The 23,856-nt window shown below is 38.6% G+C and carries 26 protein-coding genes and 1 riboswitch; of the genes, 18 read left to right on the plus strand and 8 right to left on the minus strand.

Annotated features, from left to right (window positions below; translation table 11 throughout):
• Positions 1 to 77: 77 nt before the first annotated feature.
• The 3 genes from RB160_RS22225 to RB160_RS22235 all read left to right on the plus strand — a co-directional run bounded on the left by RB160_RS22225 (position 78) and on the right by RB160_RS22235 (position 1,566).
• A complete protein-coding gene (locus RB160_RS22225) occupies positions 78 to 440 on the plus strand; it encodes a hypothetical protein (protein WP_316572626.1) in 363 nt (120 codons plus the stop codon).
• A gap of 175 nt (positions 441 to 615) precedes the next feature.
• Positions 616 to 1,044: an ester cyclase gene (locus tag RB160_RS22230; RefSeq protein ID WP_316572629.1), complete on the plus strand. Its 429-nt coding sequence runs from the start codon at positions 616 to 618 to the stop codon at positions 1,042 to 1,044.
• A 177-nt stretch (positions 1,045 to 1,221) separates the two neighbouring features.
• Positions 1,222 to 1,566 carry a cupin domain-containing protein gene (locus tag RB160_RS22235; RefSeq protein WP_316572631.1) on the plus strand — a complete coding sequence of 115 codons (345 nt, stop codon included), beginning with the start codon at positions 1,222 to 1,224 and terminating at the stop codon, positions 1,564 to 1,566.
• Positions 1,567 to 1,783: 217 nt separating this feature from the next.
• Here RB160_RS22235 and RB160_RS22240 read toward each other — a convergent pair whose 3' ends face one another.
• Positions 1,784 to 3,070 carry an NCS2 family permease gene (locus RB160_RS22240; protein ID WP_316572633.1) on the minus strand — a complete coding sequence of 429 codons (1,287 nt, stop codon included), beginning with the start codon at positions 3,068 to 3,070 and terminating at the stop codon, positions 1,784 to 1,786.
• Positions 3,071 to 3,194: 124 nt separating this feature from the next.
• On the opposite strand from RB160_RS22240, the gene RB160_RS22245 reads away from it, so the two are divergent.
• The 5 genes from RB160_RS22245 to RB160_RS22265 all read left to right on the plus strand — a co-directional run bounded on the left by RB160_RS22245 (position 3,195) and on the right by RB160_RS22265 (position 6,842).
• Entirely contained in the window at positions 3,195 to 4,067 is an 873-nt protein-coding gene (locus RB160_RS22245) for a LysR family transcriptional regulator (RefSeq protein WP_316572635.1), read from the plus strand.
• Between the two features lie 173 nt (positions 4,068 to 4,240).
• Positions 4,241 to 4,465, plus strand: a complete 225-nt coding sequence (locus tag RB160_RS22250) for a hypothetical protein (RefSeq protein ID WP_316572638.1) — start codon at positions 4,241 to 4,243, stop codon at positions 4,463 to 4,465.
• A 116-nt stretch (positions 4,466 to 4,581) separates the two neighbouring features.
• The gene (locus tag RB160_RS22255) at positions 4,582 to 5,037 is read left to right on the plus strand and encodes an ASCH domain-containing protein (protein ID WP_316572640.1); all 456 of its coding nucleotides are present in this window, start codon (positions 4,582 to 4,584) and stop codon (positions 5,035 to 5,037) included.
• Positions 5,038 to 5,387: 350 nt separating this feature from the next.
• Positions 5,388 to 5,633, plus strand: a complete 246-nt coding sequence (locus RB160_RS22260) for a hypothetical protein (protein ID WP_316572642.1) — start codon at positions 5,388 to 5,390, stop codon at positions 5,631 to 5,633.
• A gap of 204 nt (positions 5,634 to 5,837) precedes the next feature.
• The gene (locus RB160_RS22265; protein ID WP_316572644.1) at positions 5,838 to 6,842 is read left to right on the plus strand and encodes a hypothetical protein; all 1,005 of its coding nucleotides are present in this window, start codon (positions 5,838 to 5,840) and stop codon (positions 6,840 to 6,842) included.
• 154 nt (positions 6,843 to 6,996) lie between these two features.
• On the opposite strand, the gene RB160_RS22270 is transcribed toward RB160_RS22265, so the two are convergent.
• A complete protein-coding gene (locus RB160_RS22270; RefSeq protein ID WP_316572645.1) occupies positions 6,997 to 7,338 on the minus strand; it encodes a DUF3147 family protein in 342 nt (113 codons plus the stop codon).
• Positions 7,322 to 7,747, minus strand: a complete 426-nt coding sequence (locus tag RB160_RS22275) for a MarR family winged helix-turn-helix transcriptional regulator (RefSeq protein WP_316572646.1) — start codon at positions 7,745 to 7,747, stop codon at positions 7,322 to 7,324. Before RB160_RS22275 ends, RB160_RS22270 begins: the two co-directional genes overlap by 17 nt.
• A 290-nt stretch (positions 7,748 to 8,037) precedes the next feature.
• Between RB160_RS22275 and RB160_RS22280 the strand changes: the two genes are divergently transcribed.
• Positions 8,038 to 8,808, plus strand: a complete 771-nt coding sequence (locus tag RB160_RS22280) for an SDR family NAD(P)-dependent oxidoreductase (RefSeq protein ID WP_316572647.1) — start codon at positions 8,038 to 8,040, stop codon at positions 8,806 to 8,808.
• Between the two features lie 100 nt (positions 8,809 to 8,908).
• Here the strand turns inward: RB160_RS22280 and RB160_RS22285 are convergent, their stop codons facing one another.
• Entirely contained in the window at positions 8,909 to 9,667 is a 759-nt protein-coding gene (locus RB160_RS22285; RefSeq protein ID WP_316572650.1) for an SDR family NAD(P)-dependent oxidoreductase, read from the minus strand.
• A 588-nt stretch (positions 9,668 to 10,255) separates the two neighbouring features.
• A complete protein-coding gene (locus RB160_RS24080) occupies positions 10,256 to 10,561 on the minus strand; it encodes a TIGR04104 family putative zinc finger protein (RefSeq protein WP_396954762.1) in 306 nt (101 codons plus the stop codon).
• A gap of 184 nt (positions 10,562 to 10,745) precedes the next feature.
• Between RB160_RS24080 and RB160_RS22290 the strand changes: the two genes are divergently transcribed.
• Complete coding sequence (locus tag RB160_RS22290; RefSeq protein WP_316572651.1) at positions 10,746 to 11,126, plus strand: hypothetical protein; 381 nt, start codon at positions 10,746 to 10,748, stop codon at positions 11,124 to 11,126.
• Positions 11,127 to 11,191: 65 nt separating this feature from the next.
• Here the strand turns inward: RB160_RS22290 and RB160_RS22295 are convergent, their stop codons facing one another.
• From RB160_RS22295 to RB160_RS22305, 3 genes are all read right to left on the minus strand, one after another.
• Complete coding sequence (locus RB160_RS22295) at positions 11,192 to 11,329, minus strand: DUF3951 domain-containing protein (protein ID WP_316572653.1); 138 nt, start codon at positions 11,327 to 11,329, stop codon at positions 11,192 to 11,194.
• Between the two features lie 179 nt (positions 11,330 to 11,508).
• Entirely contained in the window at positions 11,509 to 12,207 is a 699-nt protein-coding gene (locus tag RB160_RS22300; protein WP_316572655.1) for an SRPBCC domain-containing protein, read from the minus strand.
• Entirely contained in the window at positions 12,194 to 12,520 is a 327-nt protein-coding gene (locus RB160_RS22305; protein ID WP_316572658.1) for a metalloregulator ArsR/SmtB family transcription factor, read from the minus strand. Before RB160_RS22305 ends, RB160_RS22300 begins: the two co-directional genes overlap by 14 nt.
• Before the next feature lie 211 nt (positions 12,521 to 12,731).
• Between RB160_RS22305 and RB160_RS22310 the strand changes: the two genes are divergently transcribed.
• The 8 genes from RB160_RS22310 to RB160_RS22345 all read left to right on the plus strand — a co-directional run bounded on the left by RB160_RS22310 (position 12,732) and on the right by RB160_RS22345 (position 23,642).
• A complete protein-coding gene (locus RB160_RS22310; protein ID WP_316572660.1) occupies positions 12,732 to 14,021 on the plus strand; it encodes a phytoene desaturase family protein in 1,290 nt (429 codons plus the stop codon).
• Positions 14,018 to 14,884 carry an RNA polymerase sigma-70 factor gene (locus RB160_RS22315; RefSeq protein WP_316572662.1) on the plus strand — a complete coding sequence of 289 codons (867 nt, stop codon included), beginning with the start codon at positions 14,018 to 14,020 and terminating at the stop codon, positions 14,882 to 14,884. The genes RB160_RS22310 and RB160_RS22315 overlap by 4 nt, the downstream gene beginning before the upstream one ends.
• Before the next feature lie 191 nt (positions 14,885 to 15,075).
• Entirely contained in the window at positions 15,076 to 16,998 is a 1,923-nt protein-coding gene (gyrB, locus tag RB160_RS22320) for a DNA topoisomerase (ATP-hydrolyzing) subunit B (RefSeq protein WP_316572664.1), read from the plus strand.
• Between the two features lie 376 nt (positions 16,999 to 17,374).
• Positions 17,375 to 17,515 carry a hypothetical protein gene (locus tag RB160_RS22325; protein WP_316572666.1) on the plus strand — a complete coding sequence of 47 codons (141 nt, stop codon included), beginning with the start codon at positions 17,375 to 17,377 and terminating at the stop codon, positions 17,513 to 17,515.
• Between the two features lie 121 nt (positions 17,516 to 17,636).
• Entirely contained in the window at positions 17,637 to 17,921 is a 285-nt protein-coding gene (locus RB160_RS22330; protein WP_316572669.1) for a DNA-binding protein, read from the plus strand.
• 423 nt (positions 17,922 to 18,344) lie between these two features.
• The gene (locus tag RB160_RS22335) at positions 18,345 to 20,171 is read left to right on the plus strand and encodes a M3 family metallopeptidase (protein ID WP_316572671.1); all 1,827 of its coding nucleotides are present in this window, start codon (positions 18,345 to 18,347) and stop codon (positions 20,169 to 20,171) included.
• A 208-nt stretch (positions 20,172 to 20,379) separates the two neighbouring features.
• Positions 20,380 to 20,497, plus strand: a riboswitch (SAM riboswitch).
• 356 nt (positions 20,498 to 20,853) lie between these two features.
• Positions 20,854 to 22,272, plus strand: coding sequence for an MFS transporter (locus tag RB160_RS22340; protein ID WP_316572673.1), 1,419 nt, complete (start codon positions 20,854 to 20,856; stop codon positions 22,270 to 22,272).
• On the plus strand, positions 22,269 to 23,642 hold the full coding sequence (locus RB160_RS22345) for an LLM class flavin-dependent oxidoreductase (RefSeq protein WP_316572675.1): 1,374 nt from the start codon (positions 22,269 to 22,271) through the stop codon (positions 23,640 to 23,642). The genes RB160_RS22340 and RB160_RS22345 overlap by 4 nt, the downstream gene beginning before the upstream one ends.
• Positions 23,643 to 23,856: the final 214 nt, after the last annotated feature.

Below are 23,856 nucleotides of genomic sequence, written 5' to 3' on the forward strand. Positions count from 1 at the left end.
TTAACTTTTAAATTTGAAAATAACGAATGGAAGGTTATCAGTTTGAGTTTTGATGTATAAATAGTAGGAGGAAATAAATGCTAATCATTCTAATAAAATTCTTATTACCCGCTATTTTATTGTTTTACTTTCTTCAAAGGATTTTAGATAAAAAGGATAGTAAATCTAAATCAACACTTGTTTTATTAATAACATCATTGGTCTTTAATACTGCATTAGCACAGAACTATAATAACAGCTTAATTCCATACCCTGAAAGGGATGGCTTTTCAGTTTCCAACTGGTTGGCATATTACGTTTTTGGTGAAGATCATTTTGGACACTGGAACTCCGATTTATTTAAGACAGGTTATGAAATATCAATCAATGTTTCGATGACATTGTTGGTGATATATATTGTTTGTTTAATATTCGAACGGAGAAAATTAAGTAAAGGGTAAAAGCTTCTTTAATGGTTAAAATTATTGGAATTTCTTATTCAACAAACGGGTGCTTTGATCCAAGAAGGATTAAGGCACCTTTTGTTGAATTCCTTATTGAGCTAAAGGGGCAGTATAGTTGAATAAGAAAATTAACTTGTTTCTAAGTAAACTGTCAATGTTGAGGAGGAATAATATGATTAATATCGAGAAAAGCAAAACTGTTGAAATTTGGTTCAATGAATACTTTACTAGGGGTAATCTTGATGTTTTAGATCAACTTACTGATTCAGACTTTGTTTTTCACTCAAGAAATACTGACAATACAAAAGAAGATATGAAAGAATTTATGAAATGGTACAGGCAAGTATTCCAAGATGATCAATGGGTAATAGACGATTTGATAGAGCAAGGTAATAAGTTAGTTGTTCGATATACAGGCTGGATGACTTATAAGGGAGGCTGGTTTAATATTCCTTCGGAAAATCAGCGTGTAAAGGAAACTGGTATTATGATATTCCTATTTAAAGAGGGAAAAGTCAAAGATTTGTGGTGTGAAAATAGCGATGCTGCTATTCTATATGAACTAGGAGCTTTACCAAAGGATACTCATAAGACCTTTTAAAATCAGAATACAGTTTAGTTTACGGAATTTAATTAAATCTACGGGTGCGTTGATTAGGTGGGATTAGCAGCCTTTTTGTTGAATTCCTTATTGAACGGGCAGGTTAGTTGAATAAGAGTTCCGAAAAGTAAAGACAAAAGGTAAAATAAAGAAAACAAAGATTTCGGAGGTACATATATGGAATTTTTTAAGTTTGGAAAAGAGATAGCTCAAGAAATTGGTAATTATAACTCTGTATCTGCTTTCTATTCAAAGTTAATGAAAACAGAAACACCTACTAATATAGGTTTTATTAACATAGAGCAAGGCGGAGTTGTTGGATACCATAAAGCACCCGTACCCCAGCTTTTCTTAGTGGTAGAAGGCGAGGGATGGGTTGAAGGAGAAGACAAAATAAGAATAACGGTAAAAAGTGGTCAAGGAGTATTTTGGTATAAAGGTGAAGGACATATTAGCGGAAGTGAAAAGGGATTAACTGCGTTAGTTCTTCAATCTGAGGAATTGGAAAACCCATTAAAATAGAGATTAACAAGAAGGTTTTATTGACCTTCTTGTTGAACAAACGGGTACTTTAGTTAAACAAAATTAAATAAAATCTGGGATAGCTTAGTTCACTTAAGGAGCTGGGCTATTTTATTTTCAAAAAAACAATAAGCACCGCAAATGCGGTGCTAGTCAATGTCATTTAACCTTATATTTTTATCTGTAAATTTAAGTTTTAAGGCTTTTGCTTTTCCGCTTAAAAAACATACTGTATAACAAAATTGCTAATAAACAGAATCGCAATCATATATAGGACAGGGTGAATTTCCTTCCCTTTCCCCATTAAGAACTTAAACAGTGGATAGAGAATAAAGCCAATTGCCATTCCATCGGCAATGCTATATGTCAAAGGAATCAAAACAATGATTAACAGTGCCGGAATACTCTCTGTTAAGTCATCCATTGAGATTTGGGCAATGTTTTGCAACATGAGAAGCCCTATTAAGATAAGAATTGGCGATACCGCGCTAGCTGGAACCATTTTAATCACTGGTATAAACAAGATAGAAAGAAGGAACATAAAGCCAGTCACAATGCTAGTTAACCCTGTTCTTCCGCCAGCTGCAATTCCTGCTGCCGCTTCAACAGAGGCTACTGTAGGACTCGTACCGAAGATTCCGGAAGATAAAACGGAAACAGCTGTTGCTTGCAGAGATTTCTTGCTGCTTTCAGGGCGGTTTAGCATTTTGCTATGTCCATGTATTAAGCCAATATTTTCAAACACAATGACCATTGCAAAAGAGATGGACGTTAGCCAGAACACGATATTCCCTGCTTGTGCCCAAGATAGTTGGCCAAACACGCCGAAGTATTCATTAAAGGATGGCAGTGAAAGGGAAACGCCCTTTATGGAAGATCCTCCAAGCCAAATTGTTAAAAACGATGTGATAGCTATACTGATTAACAGGTTACCTGGAACACTTTTTACAAATAATAAAATCGTAATAATCAAACCAGCAAATGTTATGAGGACTGTGGGGCTGCTTAAATCTCCAATTGCTAGCAGCGTGTGGTCAGATTTCGTAATAATGCCGGCATTTTCAAAACCGATTAAAATCAATAGGATCCCTATACCGATGGTTATGGCTTCTTTTAAGGAATTAGGAATAGAGGCACTAATAATCTTCGCCGTTGGAGTAAAGGCAATCACAACAAAAATCAGACCGGAAACAAACACGATCGCCAACGCTTCCTGCCAGGTAAATCCTCCAGACTGGACAATTGTAAAAGTAAACATCGCATTAATCCCCATCCCCGGAATGAGAATGAGAGGGGTATTACTCCATAAGCCGGCGATTAAACAACCAAAAAAACTGGTTAATATGGTTGCAATAATTCCTGCCTCCATAGGAATTCCTGCTTGCGCCAAAATCATCGCATTCACAATAATAATGTAAGCTACAGTTATATATGAAATAAGACCAGCGGAAATTTCCTTTCCAATTGATGTACCATATTGATTAAATTTAAAAAAACGCTCCAAATGAATCACCTTCCTGCTTGACGTTAAAAATGAACATGAGTGTAATCATAGCATGGACCTTACTATTTTAAAAATATATAATTCGAATAGAAACTAAACATTTTTCATATAGAAGGAGAAGGATATGGACATTAAACAATTGCGGTATTTCATTGCAATTGCCGAGGAAAAGAACTTAACAGCTGCCGCCGCACGGCTACACATGACCCAGCCGCCATTAAGCATTCAGTTGAAACAATTGGAGGATGAGCTGGGGGTTAAATTGTTCGAACGAAGCGGCAAAAGTATGGAATTAACTGATAAAGGCACTGTACTTTATACAAGAGCCCTGAATGTTGTGAACAGCCTGGAAGAAATAAAACGTGAAATACAGGAAACCGAGGAAGGGAAAATAGGGGTATTAACGATAGGAATCAATACTTTATCTCTTTCAGGATTTTCGGATATCGTCCAATCCTTCCACAAAAAGTATCCACTTGTAACGTTAAAAATTGTTCAAAATGATTCGTTTTATTTGGCTGAAATGGTAAAAACGAGGTCAATTGAAATCGCATTTGTACGTCTGCCACTTGAACATCGTGGTTTTACTTACCAACATGTAAAAAATGAGCCCTTTTACTATGTAACAAATAAGGAAACAACCGCTATTTCACTTGAAGAAATTTCTCAAGTTCCTCTTATCATTCCAAGCACTGAGGGTCTGGGCATTTACAATACAATTCTTGAAGCATTTACTAAGCAAAACCTTGAACTTAATCATATTGCGGAGTGTTCGGATATGAAATTATTAATGGAATTGGTGAAGGGAGGAATGGGGTCCACGATAATCCCTGAATCTGTGTTGGATGTCTATGGGATCGATAGTCTTTGTACAATCCCAATGAGCAATGAAAATATGTCCTCTTCCATAGGGGTTATTTGGCTGGAAAATCATTATGTCTCCACACACGCTAAAAATTTTATGAATTTAATAAAGGAACACCAAAGGAGTTCATGACAATAAAAATGCCCATTCTTTCACCCTCCGCTCAAGCCTTTAAATGGAACGAAATAAGGTAAAACAATTAAGGAAATGACATCATTTCTCAAAATTTGATTATCAGTTTTCAGAAAAGTTTGCTATTATTTTACTTAGAAGTACATGTTTTCCACTTATAAGGAGGGGCGGCCATGACAGGGACTATTGCGGTTATTATGATATTTGGGATTCCGATCATCGGTATTATTACAAGCCATATTCAAAAGCAGTCAAAAATAACAGCCAGTATGGTAAAAGACCAGCTGGAGTTAGAAAAACTTAAACACCAAAACTATCTTCTTGAAACAGAGAAAATGAGGCTAGAACTCGAAAAAACAATATTGGCAAATCCTAAAGATGAGACAAAATTTATATAAGCAAAATGCTAATATTAAAGATCATTAGTCTAATTCCCAGCTGAAAATGCGGAGGAATTAGGCGTTTTTTCTTGAATAAAAATTTTCTGCGCTTAAGAAATTAGGGAGAGAATAGAATGAACGAATCATCAAAACTATATTGGAAAGAATACTGGGAGTCCCGGGGCCAAGAAAAACCAAGGTCAGTTAGTGCGTGGCAATTTGGGGACAATCCAGACTATTTGGCTCATTTAGTAATAGATGGGGTAAAAACAGCCACTTGTTCTGGACTCATTTTTTATGAACTCGAAAACGCGCCACTGCCTTCTGTTGAGGACTATAGTATTGTTCTAAACAGCAAAAACGAGCCTTTGGCGATTATTAAAACAGTAGATGTGAAAATAACGCCAATGAATGAGGTTCCAGAGGAATTCGCTATTGCTGAAGGTGAAGGAGATAAAACATATCAATACTGGAAAGAAACTCACATAAGATTCTTTACAGAGGAGTTAAGTAAAATAGGACTTCAATTTTCAGAAGATATGATGTTGGTATGTGAGCGTTTTAAGCTAATCGATGTAAAGGATAAATAAAAAACGCATCGGAAAATCCAATGACGGTTTTGAAGTGAAAATTGCAGCGCATGTCGGATAAAAAATAGAAAAGATTACAACTCACATTTTAGCTGTAATATCGGTGCGAAAAATCTCAGAGTATGAAAGGGCTCTGAGATTTTCATTCTTATACTATTCTATTAAAACTACAAGTATTTTTTTTTCGAAGGTTAGAAGTTCTTCAAAGATTTGTTCGAATTTTCTGGAGCAACATCAAAAATTCTTTCTATAATGGATTGACATCATTTCAGAAATTTCAATATAAGTTTTCAGAAAAGTTTGTAACTATTTTAATTGTACATATATTTCAATAAAAAGGAGGATTTGCCATGAGCGGTACTATTGTTGCTATTATAATATTAGTTCCTGTTATTATGATATTTAGTATCCCAATCACTGCTATAATTACAAGCCATATTCGAAAACAGTCACAACTAACAGCCAGTATGGTGAAAGACCAGCTGGAACTGGAAAAGCTCAAGCACGAAAACTATCTTATCGAAACCGAGAAAATGAGGCTCGAACTCGAAAAAACGCTGTTGGCAAATCCTAAGGATGAGACAAAATTTATATAAGAGAAATGTTAATATTGAAGATCATTAGTCTAATTCCTAGTAAACATACGAGGAATTAGATTTTTTTTTAAAACCTTCCGTTATTTGACAATTTTTGGGTGTATTTTTTTAAAAAGACAAAGAAAAAAGCAAACCAAATTGAAATTTTTAATTTGCTTCGTACGTATATTAAGTAAGCAAAATTTATTAAAGGATGTGGGTATAGTGGGCGTCATAAGGAAAATGGGGCTTATGATGATAATGTTATCTTTCATTCTTTCAAGCTGTGAATCCAAAGCAGATGAACCGAAGACAAAAAAAGTTGTTAATACCGGAAAGACACACATGAATAAAATAAGAGAAAAGCCTATCTTAAGATGCAAGCCATGTATATGGTCTCCTGAAGAATGGGGCGAGCAATCGGATCGGGCTTTTCCCGAAGAAGGGGAATTCTGGGCAACCGATAAACCAAGAAAATTAGAAAGGGCTGCATTTGGGGAGCTAAAACACATCCCTCAAAATATTAATGTATCTATAAAACAGTTTAAAGTTGATACTGAGCTTCCAAGCATTCCAAAAGAGCTCCCTGTTTATATGCAAGGCAGCTACCCATCACATCATAAAGAACTTCTTAAATCCTTTACCCCATACCACGAAGTTTTAGATTATCACCCCTCCTATTCAGGGATATACTTTGCAGGCATAGATCCGCTTACTGAAAAAATTGATCATCCTCAACAAAAGGATATAGAAAAAAAGGCGAAAGAGGTTCTTGGAAAATTAATAATGCCTGATTCAAACCCATCAACAGTTCAACACAATGACGGGAGTTGGACGGTTACTTTTTATCGATATATTAATGGGTACAAAGTGTATGTAGACAAACCGTTAAGAGTCGGTTTTGATACCGAAGGGCGAGTTAGTTATATCGAAGGAAGAAGAAGGCCAATCATTGAGGAGAGTGATTATCCAACACGTTCACTAAATGAAGCAATAGAGGAGTTAAAAAAGGGAAAATGGCTTCACCTGTATATATATGAATATGGTGTTCCGAAGTTCGATGGCAATGTTGACCAATTCGTCATAACAGATATTGAAATAGCCTATCATGAACAACAACCCTTTACTTCAAGACAAGTAATGCAGCCTTACTATATTTTTAAAAATAAAGAAGGGCAGGCGCTGTATGTACCTGCAATTGCAGATCCGTATACTGAAAATGGCAAATAAAAAATGTCGTTTATGACAGTATTTTTTTTGCATTCCAAAAAGCCGACCATATGCAAGAAATGAATGCCGCATAAGTTCGGCTTATCATTATTTTTTAGGGTATTAAACATTAGCACCCTATAGTTTAAGTACATTTATTCACAAACTTCTCAAATTAGTTATAAAGATGTTTCACTATGAAGTCTTGAGCAAAATAGAAGATTAGCCAACCTCCGATTCCAAGACCTAATGAAGCAAATAAATGAATGGAATATTTCAGTGCTAGTCCTATGATTAACAACATAACTACTGTTCCAGGAAGCCCCCATACAACACCCATAGCAAACTTACTTATTTTGTCTATCTGTTCGCCTTGAGCATATAGCCATAGGATACTTAAAAGGCTGACAATTGGTAAAGCGGCAATGATTCCACCTTGTTCGGGATACCTCCGTGAAAATTCTGTAATAACGCCAATTATTATTGCTGAGATAAGGATTTTAACTATTGCGAACATCTTTTGCTCTCTCCCTTAGTAATGTAAATGCTTCTAAGATAAGTTTCCTTTCTTCATCGCTCATTTGTTCGAATAGAATTTGTTTTAGTTTTTCTTCATCTAAACTTGAATGACGATGTAGTACATTTACTCCTAATTCGGAAAGCCTTAGAATAACCTTTCGCTCATCCTTGTTACTACGAGTTTTAAATACATACTTTTTTTCCAATAAGCGTTTAATATGCTCTGAAGCTGTGTTATGGGACACCTGAATCGCACTAGCAATATCTTTTATTCCTACTTCGTCCTCTTTTTCAATAACTTGTAGGATGCGAATACCTTGGTGAGTAATTTTTTCTTGGTGATTATAACGTAACTGATAGTAAATGTCCGTCCAAAGATGATTTAATATTACGATTTCCTTATCCATATTACCAGCCCTTACATCGTATTTTAAGATTATATCTTATGTTACGATACAAATGAATAGAAAGCAACTACTTCACTAACCTACACCGTTTGTTGAATAACGAATTCAACTAAAAAGTGCGAGAATCCTTCTTGGACCATCGCACCCTATACTTGAATAATAATAACTCTTAATATTTTACTGAATATTAAGGGCATTTAATTTGACAACCAACGTTTGAAAGCCTTATCATTTACTCGTAAGTAAAAATTCTTTAATTAAAAATATTTTAGAAAAGGAGTTACAGTTATATGGGTAGATTTGAAGATAAAGTAGTTGTAATTACAGGAGCGGCAGGTGGAATTGGTTCTGAAGCAGCTAAACAATTTGCACAAGAAGGGGCAAAACTCGTATTAGTTGATCTAAAAGAAGATCAATTACAAGATACTGTAGAAAAACTGGATTTAAAAGAAGGGGATTATTTATTAGTACCAGCTGATGTTTCGAATCAAGAAGCTGTACAAAATTATGTGAATCGTTCAGTCGATACATTTGGGAAAATTGACGTTTTCTTTAATAACGCTGGCGTTGGAGGAGCTATTGTACCAACAGCAGATTATCCAGTAGATGCCTTTGATACTGTTATTAATGTAAACCTAAGAGGGGCGTTTTTGGGATTAAAATATGTTTTACAAGTGATGGAAAAACAGGGCTATGGTTCAATTATTAATACTTCGTCAATTGGTGGGTTAAAGGCTATGCCAAATACAGCGGCATATAACGCTTCAAAGTTTGCCATCGTAGGATTAACTGGAACTGCAGCTATTGAATATGCTTCTAAAAATATCCGTATTAATGCTGTTGGTCCATCGCCTGCAAATACCCAGATGATGCGTAAGACAGAAGCGAGAACAAATAGCGAAAATCCAGAAGAAGCACGAAAATTGTTCGCTGAGTCTATCCCTTTAGGCCGTTATGCTGAAACTAGTGATGTCGTCAATGCTGTTTTATTTTTAGCGTCTGAAGAATCTTCATTCATTACAGGAGTTACGTTACCGGTTGATGGTGGTATGTCTGCCTAATTCAAGAAAAATAACTGAATGGTAATAGGAAAACAATAACAAAATACCCCCTATTATTCACGTGTAATGTGAATAATAGGGGGTATTTATTTATTTGTGATCAACGAATGGATGATCCACCTTCTATAGGTATTGTATGACCGTGTATAAAGTCAGCATCGTCACTTGCTAAAAATGCTACTACTTTACCAATATCATCAGGTTTTCCATAACGTCCTGCTGGAGCTTTCATCGTTAAATCATGGAGGATACCTTCAGGCCCCGTCGCACCTACTTTAATTGTAAGTGGTGTTTCGATAACACCAGGTGCAATAGCCACTACTCTAATCCCTTCATGCCCATAATCAAACGCCAATTGTTTAGTAAGTCCAACGACGCCATGTTTTGCAGTAGTATATTCAATGCCTGCTTCACTTGCAATTAAACCAGAAGCAGAAGATGTATTAATGATTACACCTTTTCCTTGTTTCAACATTTGTGGAATTACCCTTTTGGATACGAGAAACATACTTGTTAAATCAACGTTTATAACTTTATGCCAGGCTTCATCAGATACTTCAGCAGTTTTCACACCCGTACCAGGGATACCAGCATTGTTACATAATATATCAATTGAACCAAATTGGTCTATTACAGTTTTTACCATGTTCTCAATCTGTGTGGTATTCACTACATCAATTTCAACACTTATTGCTTCTCCACCGTTATCTTTAATCATTTTTACGGTTTCTTCAGCATTCTCTAAATTCATATCTGCTACGACTACTTTTGAGCCTTCTTTAGCAAGGTTGAGGCACATTGATCGTCCTAAACCAGATCCACCACCAGTTACAATACTAACTTTGTCTTGTAGTTTCATAATAATCTACTCCTTTATATATCTGTAGAATGTAATTAATCTATCAGTTAATCCTCCCTGGTTCAACGGACAACTAGCTTATAGTAAACAACATTTTTATTAGGTAAAAATCTTTTTTATTCAGGAAGGAATTTTTACACCATAATTAAGCAATTCCTTTACCTAATCCTTGAGCAGAACCTGTAACTATTGCAACCAATTCTTCCTTTAAACTAATTTATATACCTTGTTACTTTTAGCTGTTCTTCTTTTCAGAACCGCAGCATCTTCCTTTGAAATACGTGAATAGAGATCTTTCATTTTATATTTCTTCCTAGGAATTAATTATTAACCAGACTATATCGAATTCGAGATATTTGATTTAATAGTATTTTAACACTATAGAAATTTTTCTCAAATAATATGCTTCAAGTACATTTTTTATAATAAATATTTCATCAAAATTTGTTTTCACAATTTATGTCAAATATACATTTAGAGTTTTATCCTTGTTCAACTATCCTGCCCCGTTTGTTTAATAAAGAATTTAAAAAAAGATGCCTTAATCCTTTTTGGAATTAAAGCACATGTTAGCTTAGGTATAATTCGTCAAAATTCCTTTTTGTATCGAACAACAAACGGAGCGAACAATAAAATAACACTGTATATAAGAAGTACTATACCAATGGTTACATAGTCGTTATTGAAAGAAGAAAGGAAAAAATAAAATATTAAAATTGGTAAAGTACAGAGGGCTGCAACTGTCCATCTCCCCAAAATGGTTATCTTATGTTTAGTACCACAGTTGTCACATTCAATTGGTTTATATAACCACCCAATCGATTTAGTAATTTTACTCCAGCTAAATGGTGAATTGCAGTTTTTACATTTTTGCAAATTACCCCTCCTTAACAATTTTTTTTTTGCTAAATGCAGAAAGCCTATTTAATTCCATTTTAGCATTACTTGTTAAATCAACTTCCCAATTATTTAAAAACCATCACATTTATCAATATTCTTCTTAACCTCCCCGGTAGAGTTCAATATCTTCCTCATACTAACCTCTTATAGGTACATATTAATACTTTGAGGTGAATTCATGTCAGTTATGAAAATATTTCTGTCTTTAGCTCTTTTAACCTATGTTCAACCCATTAAGCCATCTGCTCCTGAAATAGTAAGTATTTCTTCCAATTTCCCTGTAATAGAAAACTGGGTTGAAATACCGAAAGGGACAAAGAACATCACATTTAACGTACAAGCTAATAATACGGAAACCGTTTTGTTCTGGTTAATCCCAACGGGAACCGAGAACTGGAATCAGAGAAAGTTAATCGGCTATGATTTAAAAACTGATGAACAAGATAACTCCTTTACCTTAACTTGGAACATTAATAAGTCATACCTTCACGATCATTTATATGTACAAGCAATAGGAGAGGGTATTGAAAATGGAACACTTAACTTACAGATGGAGTGATTTTGCTGTTAAGCTAACCTGCCCCGTTAGTCGAAGAAAAAAGCTGTCTTAATGGCAGCTAAACTCTATTCTTTATCAACTTTCCCCGTTGTTATATCATCGAAAGGAGTATAGTTGTTACTCGGTAATTTTCTTTTTCTTATCATCTTGAAAATTATAGTTCCGACCACTAATACTACAATTGCAATAAATAGATATGCCATCAAAACACCTCCATTTTCCACAATTATAGACAAAAATCAGTCTATTCCGGATACTTATTGAATTTTTATTGAACTAGCCTGACATGTTAGCTTAATAACATCAACAAAAAAGCGTTAATCCTTAGATTAACGCACCCGTTTCTTGAGAAAAAAAGTTTAACTACGGTCTTCATGGTATGTTAATAAGGAACAGGATAAGCATCCACAAGGCAGCTTAATTGTAATTTTTCACTTTTTCTTTCTATGGTTAAGGTAACAGTCTGATTAACAGCTTTTTTGTTTAACGCTCTTTCAAATGATTCATACCCAACGATTTCTTCATGATCGATTTCCTTTATTATGTCTTCAGGTTCAATCCCAGCAGCTGCAGCTACTGAACCTTCTTTTACCTTTAATACTTTTGTGCCTATAGCCCCTTCGTTAGTTGTGTGTGTAATACCAATCCATCCTTTCCACAACTTTGGACGAAAATCTTCACCTGTTTCATAGACACTCTTCAGATTCTCTAAAAATTGACCTGTACCAAACAACATATTTTCTTTAATAGCTTGAGACATTTCACTCAAAAAGGAAGCTTGATATTCAATACTCACCTTAACTCCATTTTCAACTTCCATTAAAGAAGTAATAGTAGTAAAATCACCATCTATACTTTGGATAACAAAACGTTTCATCGGATCAATTTCAGTGAATATTCCTTCCGTTGTTGCTCCCCAACCATGATTCATGTAACCTCTTCCACCTACAGAAAAATCTATTTCCGCATGTTTTGTGTACCAACGGTTTAAATGCTCAGGTTTAGTCAAAGCATCCCATACTTCCATTAAAGTGGCATTAATAACGATTTCTCTTTTGACGGAATCCTTAATCTTGTTCATCTCGAATCTCTCCTCTTTCAACATAATCTTTTAGACTTACGAGCTGATCATCGAGCAGTTCTCCGATGTAATGAAGCATATCCTGGTAAGCTATTTTGAGAGAGTTGGGATTTAGCGAATAGATACGATACTTCCCTTTTAATCTCTCTGAAATAATCTTTTCCTCCAACAGAATATTTAGATGCTTCTTAATGGCTGGTTGAGAGATATCGAATGCTTCAACTATCTCCTTTTGGGTTTTGCTTCCTTGTTTAAGCATGCTTAAAATGCGACGGCGAGTAGGATCACCTAAAGCTCGATAGACATCTGGCATTTTCATTCCCTCCTTCCAGACATATAACCTAAAGGTTATATTAAATATAAACCTATTTGATGGCATTTTCAATACTTTTTTTGAAAATTATAAAAATTTTTTTCACTAACCTGCACCGTTCGAATCAGCCAGATATTTCTGGTTGCTTTTTTTTGTCACAAAATCATTCACTCATCCGTTATGTTTGTAAATGATCGAAAGGATGATATCAATGACAAAATATGAAGTGGCTATTGTAGGCGGGGGAATTGCGGGTTTAATGAGTTCAATCTATGCGGCAAAAGCAGGGAAACGAACCATTGTATTGGAACAGCAAAAACTATTGGGGGGCAGGGCCATCACAAACAAAAAGCAGGGGGTATATTTTAATTTGGGCGCGCATGCACTGTATAAAGGGGAAGCATATGAAGCATTCCGCGAACTCGGCTTGCGTCTTGAGGGAAGCAGCCCATCTATTGATGCCTACGGGATGTGGAAAGGACAATTATTGCCAATACCCACGAACACATCCTCCTTTTTTCAAACGCCACTCCTCAGTTTAGGAGGAAAGCTCGAACTTGCTAAATGGTTCATGAAAATAGGAAAAATGGATACAAGCGTTTGGAATCAGATCAGTATCCGCGATTGGATTGAAACTCAATTATATGATCCAATGCTCCGCAACGTGTTCTATGCACTGCTTCGAACATCCACTTATTTACTTGCACCTGAATTACACGCCGCAGGCCCTGCCTTAAAGCAGCTGCAGCGTGCACTAAAAGGAGTCTTGTATCTTGATAAAGGCTGGGGAACACTCGTAGAAGAACTGCGTCAGCTTGCTGTCCAACAAGGTGTGGAGCTGGTCACCGGTTGTAAAGTGGCTGCAGTCGAACATCAAGATCAAAAAGTACACTCGATTTTATGTGAGGGTAGCAATAGGATAGAAGCAGAGAATGTTATACTAACTACACCACCCTCCATTTCTCACAAACTAGTTCCCTACGCGGATCAAACAGCGCTTGGCACGTGGAACAAGCAGGCGATTCCTGCTACGGTTGCCTGTCTGGATGTTGGATTGCGCCGTCTGCCTATACATGAGCACCAATTTATCTATGGATTGGATCAACCAATATTCCTTACGCATCAAACACGGGAGGGAAAACCAAGGCCAGCTATCATGAGTGATGATGGGACAAAACTGGTCTCACTTTTTAAATATCAGGGGCCACAAACAGATGCAGCGAAGGATGAGGATGAGTTGGAGCAAGTGTTGGATGTAGTTCAACCCGGCTGGCGGGATGAATTAGTAACAAAACAGTTTTTGCCGAAAATGACCGTTGCCCACGATTTTCCTCATATAAAAAGAATCGATAATCCAGGCCCTACTGTTCCTGAAATTGACGGTTTATATGTTGCCGGTGACTGGGCCTCGCACGGGGAACTGGTCGTTGATGCATCCGTAGCTAGTGCTAAACGGGCCGTTTCACATTTACTAAATACGAGAGAGGAAATCAAAATATGAGTATGGAAGGACTTTATCGAGCCTATCAACCTCTGCTTTTTTCCTTAGCCTACCGTATGCTAGGCAGCGTAATGGATTCAGAGGATATTGTCCAGGAAGCGTTTATAACCTTTGAGCAGCTTCCTAACCGCGAACAGATTGAAAACAAAAAAGCGTATCTATGTAAAATCGTCACCAATCGCTGTCTGGACTTAATACGGTCATCCGCAAAAAAGCGTGAGGTATATGTCGGCCCGTGGCTTCCAGAACCACTGTTTGAAATACAGAATTCACCAAACGATCCTTCACAAGTCTTCTTGCAGCAAGAGTCCCTCTCAATCGCATACTTACTATTATTACAACAGCTAAATGCAACGGAAAGAGCCGTCTTTTTACTTCGTGATGTCTTCCAATACTCGTATGATGAAATAGCTGAAATTCTTGGAAAAAGCAATGCAAATTGCCGGCAAATTTTTCACCGTGCAAAAAAAAGCATGGACTTTCAACCTAAGAAACAACCTTCAATTTCCATCGCGGAATCGACAGTAAAAGAATTTGTCCAGTCTCTTTTGAATGGCAATGTAAATCAATTATTGGATCTGATTAGTGAAGATGTAGCAATGTATACAGATGGCGGCGGAAAAGTAAAGGCCGCCGGGATCCCTATTTTCGGTGCCGCCAGTGTAATCCAATTGCTTCAAAATTTATTGAAAATGTATATAGGAAAGTTCACCATCACTTTTACTACAGTAAACGGGCTTCCGGGAGTTATATTAACAACCGATGACCACCTAAAATATGTGTACACCTTTGCCTTTAACGGCAATCGAATTCAGACGATTTACACGGTTGCTAATCCCGATAAACTACGGCATTTGCAATGAAAGGCCACATACTATTTTTAACATAAATATCCCACAAACCTTTTAAGAGTTAAATCGAATAAAAGTTAACCTCCTTAATGTCAATGAAGTTGACAATGAGGGGGTTTTTCTTTACATTTAAATAGTCAACCTTGTTGACAATATGTCTGTTTTTATTGTTATAAAGACGGATAGTGAAGGAGATTAATTAAATGGCACAGGTAGGAGTTCAAGAGCAGGCATATGATGCCAGTCAGATACAAGTTTTGGAAGGTCTTGAAGCTGTTCGCAAGCGGCCGGGTATGTACATTGGTTCCACATCCGGCAGAGGCCTCCATCATCTTGTTTGGGAAATTTTAGACAATAGTGTAGATGAAGCACTTGCCGGATATTGCAATGAAATTAACGTCGTAATAGAAGAAGACAATAGTATAACGGTTACAGATAATGGCCGGGGAATCCCGGTTGGAATCCTGGAGAAGGAAGGAAGGCCCGCGGTAGAGGTTATTCTGACTGTGCTCCATGCCGGGGGAAAGTTCGGAGGCGGAGGATATAAAGTATCTGGCGGGCTGCATGGTGTAGGCGCGTCCGTCGTGAATGCATTATCTTCGTTATTGGAGGTATATGTGCACCGGGACCGAAAGATCCATTACCAAAAATTCGTCCGCGGGGTCCCGCAAGGAGAATTAATCGTGGTTGGTGAAACAGACCATATAGGCACGACCATTCATTTTGCACCTGATGGCGAAATTTTTACAGAAACACTTGAGTATGATTATGAAATTTTATCAACAAGGTTACGTGAGCTGGCTTTCCTGAACAAGGGGGTCAAGTTCTCCATATTTGACAAGCGCGGAGAAGACAACAAGGATGAATACTACTATGAAGGTGGGATAAAATCCTATGTCGAGCATCTAAATGATAAGCAAACTGTCCTTCATGAAGAACCGATTTTCATAGAAGGCCACCATAAAGGGATATCCCTGGAAATCGCTCTTCAGTATAACGAAGGGTATAAAGAAACGTTATACTCATTCGCAAATAACATTCATACACATGAAGGCGGCACGCATGAGGTTGGTTTTAAGACAGCCTTAACGCGAACGATTAATGAGTACGCAAGGAAATCAGGTGCCATTAAAGAGAATGAAAGCAATTTTTCCGGAGAGGATGTTAGGGAAGGGCTAACTGCAGTTATTTCGGTCAAGCACCCTAATCCGCAATTCGAGGGGCAAACAAAAACGAAGCTTGGAAACTCCGAAGTAAAAAATGCCGCTGATACCATTCTTTCGGAAAGGCTTGAACTGTTTTTGCTCGAAAATCCTTCAGTAGCAAAAAAGATCATTGAGAAATGCACTGTTGCTTCAAAAGCGAGGATTGCCGCAAAGCGGGCACGTGAATTAACAAGAAGAAAAAGTGCTTTGGAAATATCAACACTTCCGGGCAAGCTTGCAGACTGTACATCAAAAGATCCGTCCATTAGTGAATTATATATCGTAGAAGGTAATTCTGCCGGGGGATCGGCAAAGGGTGGGCGTGACCGCCATTTTCAAGCCGTCCTGCCACTAAGGGGAAAAATTTTGAATGTCGAAAAAGCCGGGATGGACCGAATTTTGCAAAATGCTGAAATAGGAACTCTTATTAAGGCGATTGGCGGAGGAATAGGGGATTCATTTGATATCACGAAGGCGCGGTATCATAAAATTGTCATCATGACCGATGCGGACGTCGACGGTGCCCATATCCGCACCCTTATGCTTACATTTTTCTACCGATTCATGAGGCTGACAATTGAAAGCGGATATATTTATATCGCACAGCCTCCGTTATATAAAATTCAACAAGGAAAGAAAATTCAGTATGCCTACAATGACGTTGAATTGGAAAAAGCACTGGCAATGCTGCCAAGTTCCCCAAAACCCAACCTGCAGCGGTATAAGGGCCTTGGCGAAATGAATCCGGAACAATTGTGGGACACCACCATGAACCCGGAGACAAGAACATTGCTCAAGGTAAGTTTGGATGATGCCAAAGAAGCGGATGAGGTTTGTGATTTATTGATGGGTGAAAAGGTTGAGCCCCGACGCCAGTTTATTGAGGAAAATGCCATTTACGTCAGGAACCTGGACGTATAATTTTAATAGTGTACAAGAGAATGTTTTTGATGACACTTTTGAGAACATCTTGTGAGCGTTTAATTACGTCCATTTTAAAACTGTAAATAAAATGGCTCTATTGAATTCCGAATTCAATAGGGCCATTTATTTTTGCTCCCGCTAACAATTTAACCATTTGCTCACACTCTTTAAATATCGTCAAGTTAGTTTTTAATAGCAGAAAAATATTTTGTCAACAAGGTTGACGCATTACTTTCACTTTAATGCGGATTAATCACTCTTCTCTGTTGAAATCCTAATTAAACTGGGTAGGCTAGTTTAGGAAAACTTAACAATTCATCTTAGTTTTATGTAGTATGATTTTACTTATAGTACAATTTTTAAGGGGGATGAAATGAATTTCTTATCAGCAATAGCTAAGGCCCTTTTACAATTTGGTGCTATTTCGGTAGTGGTAGTATTAGTTTTTTTAATTGGTGTTTTCTATCTATTTAAGAGTGTTAAAAAGAATAAGAGAGATGGTAAAAAAAGTTGACAGTCCAATAATGATAATTTATGTGACAGACCAACTGACATTTTGAACCAGCGGGGATACGACTGCATAATAAGCAGTCGCCTTATTTTTACAATCGGTAAATAGGAAGGGGATAATACATATGGATATAAGTTTTTTCTGGGTAGGTGCAGGATTAGCATTTTTGGGCTATTTTATAGGAGATGGATTAAAGAACTTTAATAATTCAAAAGGGAGTTTCTCTGGGTACCCCACATTAATAAAAGAAAGGGATTTGTATCTTTATTTAGGGTTAAGTAAAGAAGAAGTAAACGAACTGCTAAGCAAATTTCCTGATGCACCAAAAGTCGAATTGAAAGGAACTACATATTATCCGTATCAACATTTTTTAGAATGGTTTTCATCTATCGATATTTATAAAAGGTAACTTTTAGTATTCAAAAATTTTTTAATCATCGGGCGCAATTCTAGTACAAGGAATTGTGCTTTTTTAATAAATATTTATTTAGTCCCTACCGTCAAATTCAAATAGGCGATGCTTCTTTAACAGGACATCGACGATTTGGTTTCATTAATAAAGTAGATTGCGAAGTATTGTACTTAAAGAAACGGGTGCTTACTTTCCACAAAGCATCACTATAAAGAACGCTCAGGGCTGTTCGGGCATTCAGTCATCGTTTTTTTTAATGCCTGAATGACCAGCTTCTAGCTTGGTTAAAAGGGCCCATCGTTTGTTCAACTCCAACTTGTAAACTTAAATCTCCCTTTTAAGGTAAAGTCATATATCTACCGACTTTTAAAAATGATATTATCAGAATATTAAGTACTCTATAAAAAAGGGGAGTTTACAATGAGTATGATTACACGTAAAGATGTGCCAGTGGAGGAAACATGGGATTTGACGCCGATTTTTGCATCGGATAAGGACTGGGAAAAGGCGTATATCCAGGTTGGAAAAGACTTGGACGGGATGCTTGAACGCAACATCACCCTTGATAGCGCGAAAGCCACCCGGGATTTGCTTGAACAATACGACGGCTTAATGGAAAAGTTTAGCAGGGTGTCTAGCTACGCTTTTTACAAATATTCCGAGGATGGGACCGACCCTGAGAATCAGCGCAGGCTTGGGCGTTCGCAGTCTCTTGGAAAAAAGTCGTACAGCCTCAGTACGGTGGTCGTGAACCAATTTTTGCAGCTGCCGAAAGATACTCTGCAAACCTATAAAGAAGAGGAAAGCGGCCTGCACACGTATGACCGGTTCCTCGAGAAAATTGATAACCTGCGGGAACACTCGCTAAAGCCGGAAATGGAAAATTTGCTGTCTACTCTTGGACGTACCTTGAATGCACCGAATTCAACGTATTTAACGATTACAGCGTCAGACCTGAAGTTCGAGCCGGTGAAGGACAAGGATGGAAAAGAAGTGCCTGTTTCGCTTTTCATGTACATGACCCAGGTCGAAACGTCGCCGGATACAGTGCTGCGCCGGAATGCGTATCAGTCGCTCTCAAATGGTTTGAAGAACTATCAGCACGGCCTTGCACAAACGCTGACGAATGAAATACATAAAAATGTGGCGATTGCAAAACTCCGCCAGTATCCAACTACGATGGATTACCTGCTTCACTATGACTCGCCGGCGGACAACAACTTTTATTCAGGGGATGGCATTCCCCGCGGCTATTTTGAAGATGTGCTCGATACGTTCCAGCAGGAGCTTGCCCCGCATATGCAAAGGTATGCGCGCATAAGGAAACGCCAGCTTGGCCTTGATAAGCTGCTTTTCTCGGATGTTAAAGCACCGCTCGACCCTGATTTTGATCCGCCCATCAGCTATGAAGAGGCAGGGGAAATCATTGTTGAAGCCGTCGGGGTGCTCGGGCCTGAATACCAGGACCTGATGCGGAAGGTGTTCACGGACCGCTGGGTATACAGAGGAGATAATGTCGGACGGAGAATGATCGCCTTCGGAGGCGGCGTCCATGGTGTCCATGGCTATTCATTTTACCCATGGGGAGGCAATCTGTTCGATGTGATTCTCCTCGGCCACGAGCTCGGACACGCCATCCACCTTACGCTAGCCGCGCAAAACCAGAAATTCATCAACAATGGCGGGTCTCTGTTATTTGTTGAGGCGCCGTCCACCTTGGTCGAACATTTAATTGTCCAGTACCTGCGGGAAAACCGAGATGACCCAAGGCTGCACCGCTGGCTGAATATGTACTTGATGATGAGCTACCACCATAATTGCGTTACCCATATTCTAGAAGCCGAATTGTTGAGAAGGCTGTATAAAATGGCAGACCAGGAGATTCCGTTGACGACAAGTGTCATCAGCGACACGAAAGGCGCGATTTTATCGGAGTTCTGGGGGGAAACGGTCGAGATCGATGAAAGCGCGAAACTGACGTGGATGCGCCAGCCGCATTATTATATGGGCCTTTATCCGTTCACCTACTCGATTGGCACATCCGCTTCCACTGTCGTAGCAAACCGGATCAAGGAGGAAGGGGTTTCCGTCGGCGAGCAGTGGACAGAAGTCTTGAAGCGTGGGGGAACATTGGGCGGCTTTGACCTATACAAAATGGCAGGACTCGACATGAGCACAACCGACGTCATCAAACAGGCAATCGCCCATATTGGTACGATTGTGGACGAGCTGGAAAAGAGCTTTTAAGTTTTTAAAAAAAAGAAAAGTGGCTGAACCGAAAAATGCTTCCCTGCCCAGCCAAATTTAGATGCACGTTGAAACATTGATCCAAAAGGGTTTTGTAGGCAAAACATAACAGGGAAAGTTGATCACTATATCTAACAAAAAAGTTTATCACTTGACAGTATTATTTTAGTAAACTATTATGAGAATAATCTTAAAAAAATGAATATTTTCCTTATTAAGAGCAGGGGAGGAATCTGGTCCAACGATCCTGCAGCAACCATCACTCAAATTGTATTTCAGTGATAAGGTGCTAAGTCCAGCAAGCATTTTAGCTTGGAAGATAAGGGAGGGTGTAGACTCTATAGACTCTGTTTATAAAACCTCTTCCTTAGTGGAAGGGGTTTTTTGGTATTTATAAGGACTTGGCGACAGATGGAACGCCTAAAGCCATTGTCCAATTAATTATATCCATATCAGTTTCTTAGAAAAAACCATACATCCACACGCCTTTATATCCAAGTTATGCTATTGGAAAAATAGGGATAATAAGTAGGAGGAATCAAAGATGCATAAATTAAAATGTTAAAAAGTGTAAATCGGCACCCTGACCATTTGACAACCTATTTTTTTTACTATGAGGCTAATAGAGGACCTATCTATAACCAAAAAACCCGAACATTTAGGAGCCTCAGGGTAATTTACCATGAAGTATCCAGCATCAAAGAGCGTGTTGCAAAGCTCAATTATTTTTGAAAGAGGGATGAAAATGAAACAAGCTGAACTGGCATCGTCAACCAACAGCGCACCTGATCAGAAAACAATTAGAAAAGTCGTGATATCGGGTGCGATTGGCAACTTTATCGAATGGTATGATCTAGCAATCTATTCTTATGCAGCAATCGGCATATCCATGGTCTTATTCTCGGAAGCTGGGGAATTCGCTCTCCTTTATTCGTTGCTTGCCTTTGGTTTTACATATCTCCTGCGCCCAATAAGTGGTGTCATCATGGGTGCGATTGGTGACAGGATAGGACGTAAGAAACTCCTTGTATTAACGATTTCCATGATGGCGATAGGGACGCTTTGTATTGGACTGATCCCCTCATACGCTGCCATTGGAATCGGCGCTCCGATTCTTTTGATGGCGTGCCGGGCTGTACAAGGGATATCAGCAGGCGGAGAGTTTGTCGGCGCCGCGGCCTATGTTTATGAGTTTTCTAATAGAAAAAATAAAGTCTTTTTAATGGGTTTGATTCAGTTAGGCACCTGCTTATGCTATCCAGCTGCGGCGTTTGCTGCCTACGGGCTTGGAATATGGTTAGGTGGTGATGCGTTTAACGAATGGGGATGGCGACTATTATTTATTTCAGCTGCGCCGCTCGGGCTTATAGCGTTATTTATACGATCTGGATTAGATGAATCACCAGTGTTCAAAAAACTACAGGAAAATGGAGAAATCTCGGCGTCACCTTTAAAGGATAGTTTGAAATATGACCCTAAACGCTTAATTCTTACATCACTCTATGTCTTAGGGTATAATGCAGCGGCTGTGATGGTGCTTTTATATATGCCAATATACCTTGTCAATGTAAGTGGATTCGCACCAACAGAAGCAAACCTAACAATGGGAATTACCGGGCTTATATTTGGATTGTCGGTGCCTGTCTTTGCCTGGATTGTCGGTCGAAACCCTGATAATATACCAGCATTTCGCATCGCAAGCTGTGCTGTTTTCGCTGTATTCGTTGTTTTTGCCTATTGGTTGTTTACTGTCCCTGGAGGTATGATTTTCGGAATCGTAATACTCGGTTTGATTGTAGGGTTCCATTACGCACTAGCTCCATTTACCGTAGTCGATGTTTTCCCCGCGGCACATCGTTTTACTTCGGGAGCTATCGCTTATAACGTTCCTGTCGCTATAGGAGGTGCACTATTCCCAGTGTTGTTCACTTCATTATCCAAAATGGGGGCTCTAACTCCACCTATCTTTGTAGCGCTTGTCAACGTAGTTGCCTGCATATGCGCGATTGGGTTAGCGCGTATAACGAAGGAGCGCGATTCGACGACATATGTGCCAAGTACTTCATATAATTCACTTTCGAAGGAGATGAGTAAGTTATGACTAAGCCCCTTTCATTTTCTGCATTTTTAATGAACACAGCCAATCACAATTTACATGGATTGTGGCGGGAGGACGATGGTCGCCAGAGGGATTTCAATGATATAGATCTCTGGATTTCACTGGCAAAGCGACTTGACGAAGGTGGCTTTGATGCTATTTTTTTCGCGGATGTGGTTGGATTATATGGTAATCATCGTGGTGGATGGAAATATCATGTTGAAAAAGGATTGCAAATACCGAGCAATGACCCGATGGTGCTATTATCCGCTTTGGCCGTTCACACAAAGAATCTCGGATTAGCTTTTACCGCTTCTCCACTACAAGAACATCCGTTTAACTTTGCACGTCGTGTATCGACGCTTGATCATATCTCAAAAGGCAGGATTGCATGGAACATGACGACAGGATTTTTGGATAATGCCTTTCGAAATTTCGGCTATGATGGTATGGTTGAGCACGATGAACGCTACAAATGGTTGGATGAATATACAGATGTGTTATATAAGCTCTGGGAAGGCTCATGGGATGAAGGAGCACTCTTGAAGGATAAAGAAAGTGGAATCTATGCTGATTCAGATAAAGTACATAAAATAAATCATGTTGGTGAGCGCTATAAGGTAGAGGGACCTCACCTTGTTGCGCCATCACCGCAACGGACGCCGGTACTTTTCCAGGCTGGATCATCACCGACTGGACGCGACTTTGCGGCTCGAAATGCGGAAGGGGTTTTCATCAAAGCGCCGAATCCGGAAATTGCCCGTAAGCAGATTGAAGAAACACGGCGCATAGCAATTCAACATGGAAGAGATGGAAAGGACCTTCAGTTTTATCAAGGTTTATCCTTTGTTATAGGGGAAACTGAAGAAGAAGCGCAGCGTAAAGCAATCGAACTCGAAAATAAGGTGGATTTGGAAATGATGGTTGCACATATGGCAGGTGCTGCAGGGATAGATTTAGGCAATGTCAGCATGGATACACCACTTGATGATGTTGATTCACAGGGAATGAGTACTTTCTTTAATTGGGTGAAGCAAAATACACCAAAACGGACTCCTACAGTAGAAGATTTGGCGAGATACCATGTCCGAACGATTAGAGTGGTGGGGACTCCAGAATCAATTGCTGACAAACTTGAACAGTGGCAGGAGGCGGGAGTCGATGGAATTAATGTGATTAGTGCAACGATTCCAGGTTCGTATGAAGAATTCATTGATTATTTGATGCCTGTCCTCCGCCAACGTGGATTAGCTCGTAATCCAGATGAAGAACAAACTACTTTCAGAAATAAGCTTTTTGGAGAGGATCGTTTAAATAAACGTCACCCAGCCTCACGATATAGAGGTGCTTTTGCTTCTAAAAACTTAGTTTAAGGTACCTATTAGTTTATCTCTGCCACACCTTGGATTTAGTGAAAAATGTTAAAGGGTAGACAGGATGAAGCAATCATCCTGTCTACCCTTTTTATTGGAGTACCTAAAAGTGCTGAAGAGCTTTGGCCATAACATATAGCGGGTGGGATTCCTATCTAAAGATTTGGGGCAGCCTTTTTAGTGAATGTTGGATTAAAATACTTGCAGCCGAATA

It is taken from the genome of Neobacillus sp. YIM B06451, from assembly GCF_032667185.1.
Classification (GTDB): domain Bacteria; phylum Bacillota; class Bacilli; order Bacillales; family Cytobacillaceae; genus Bacillus_D.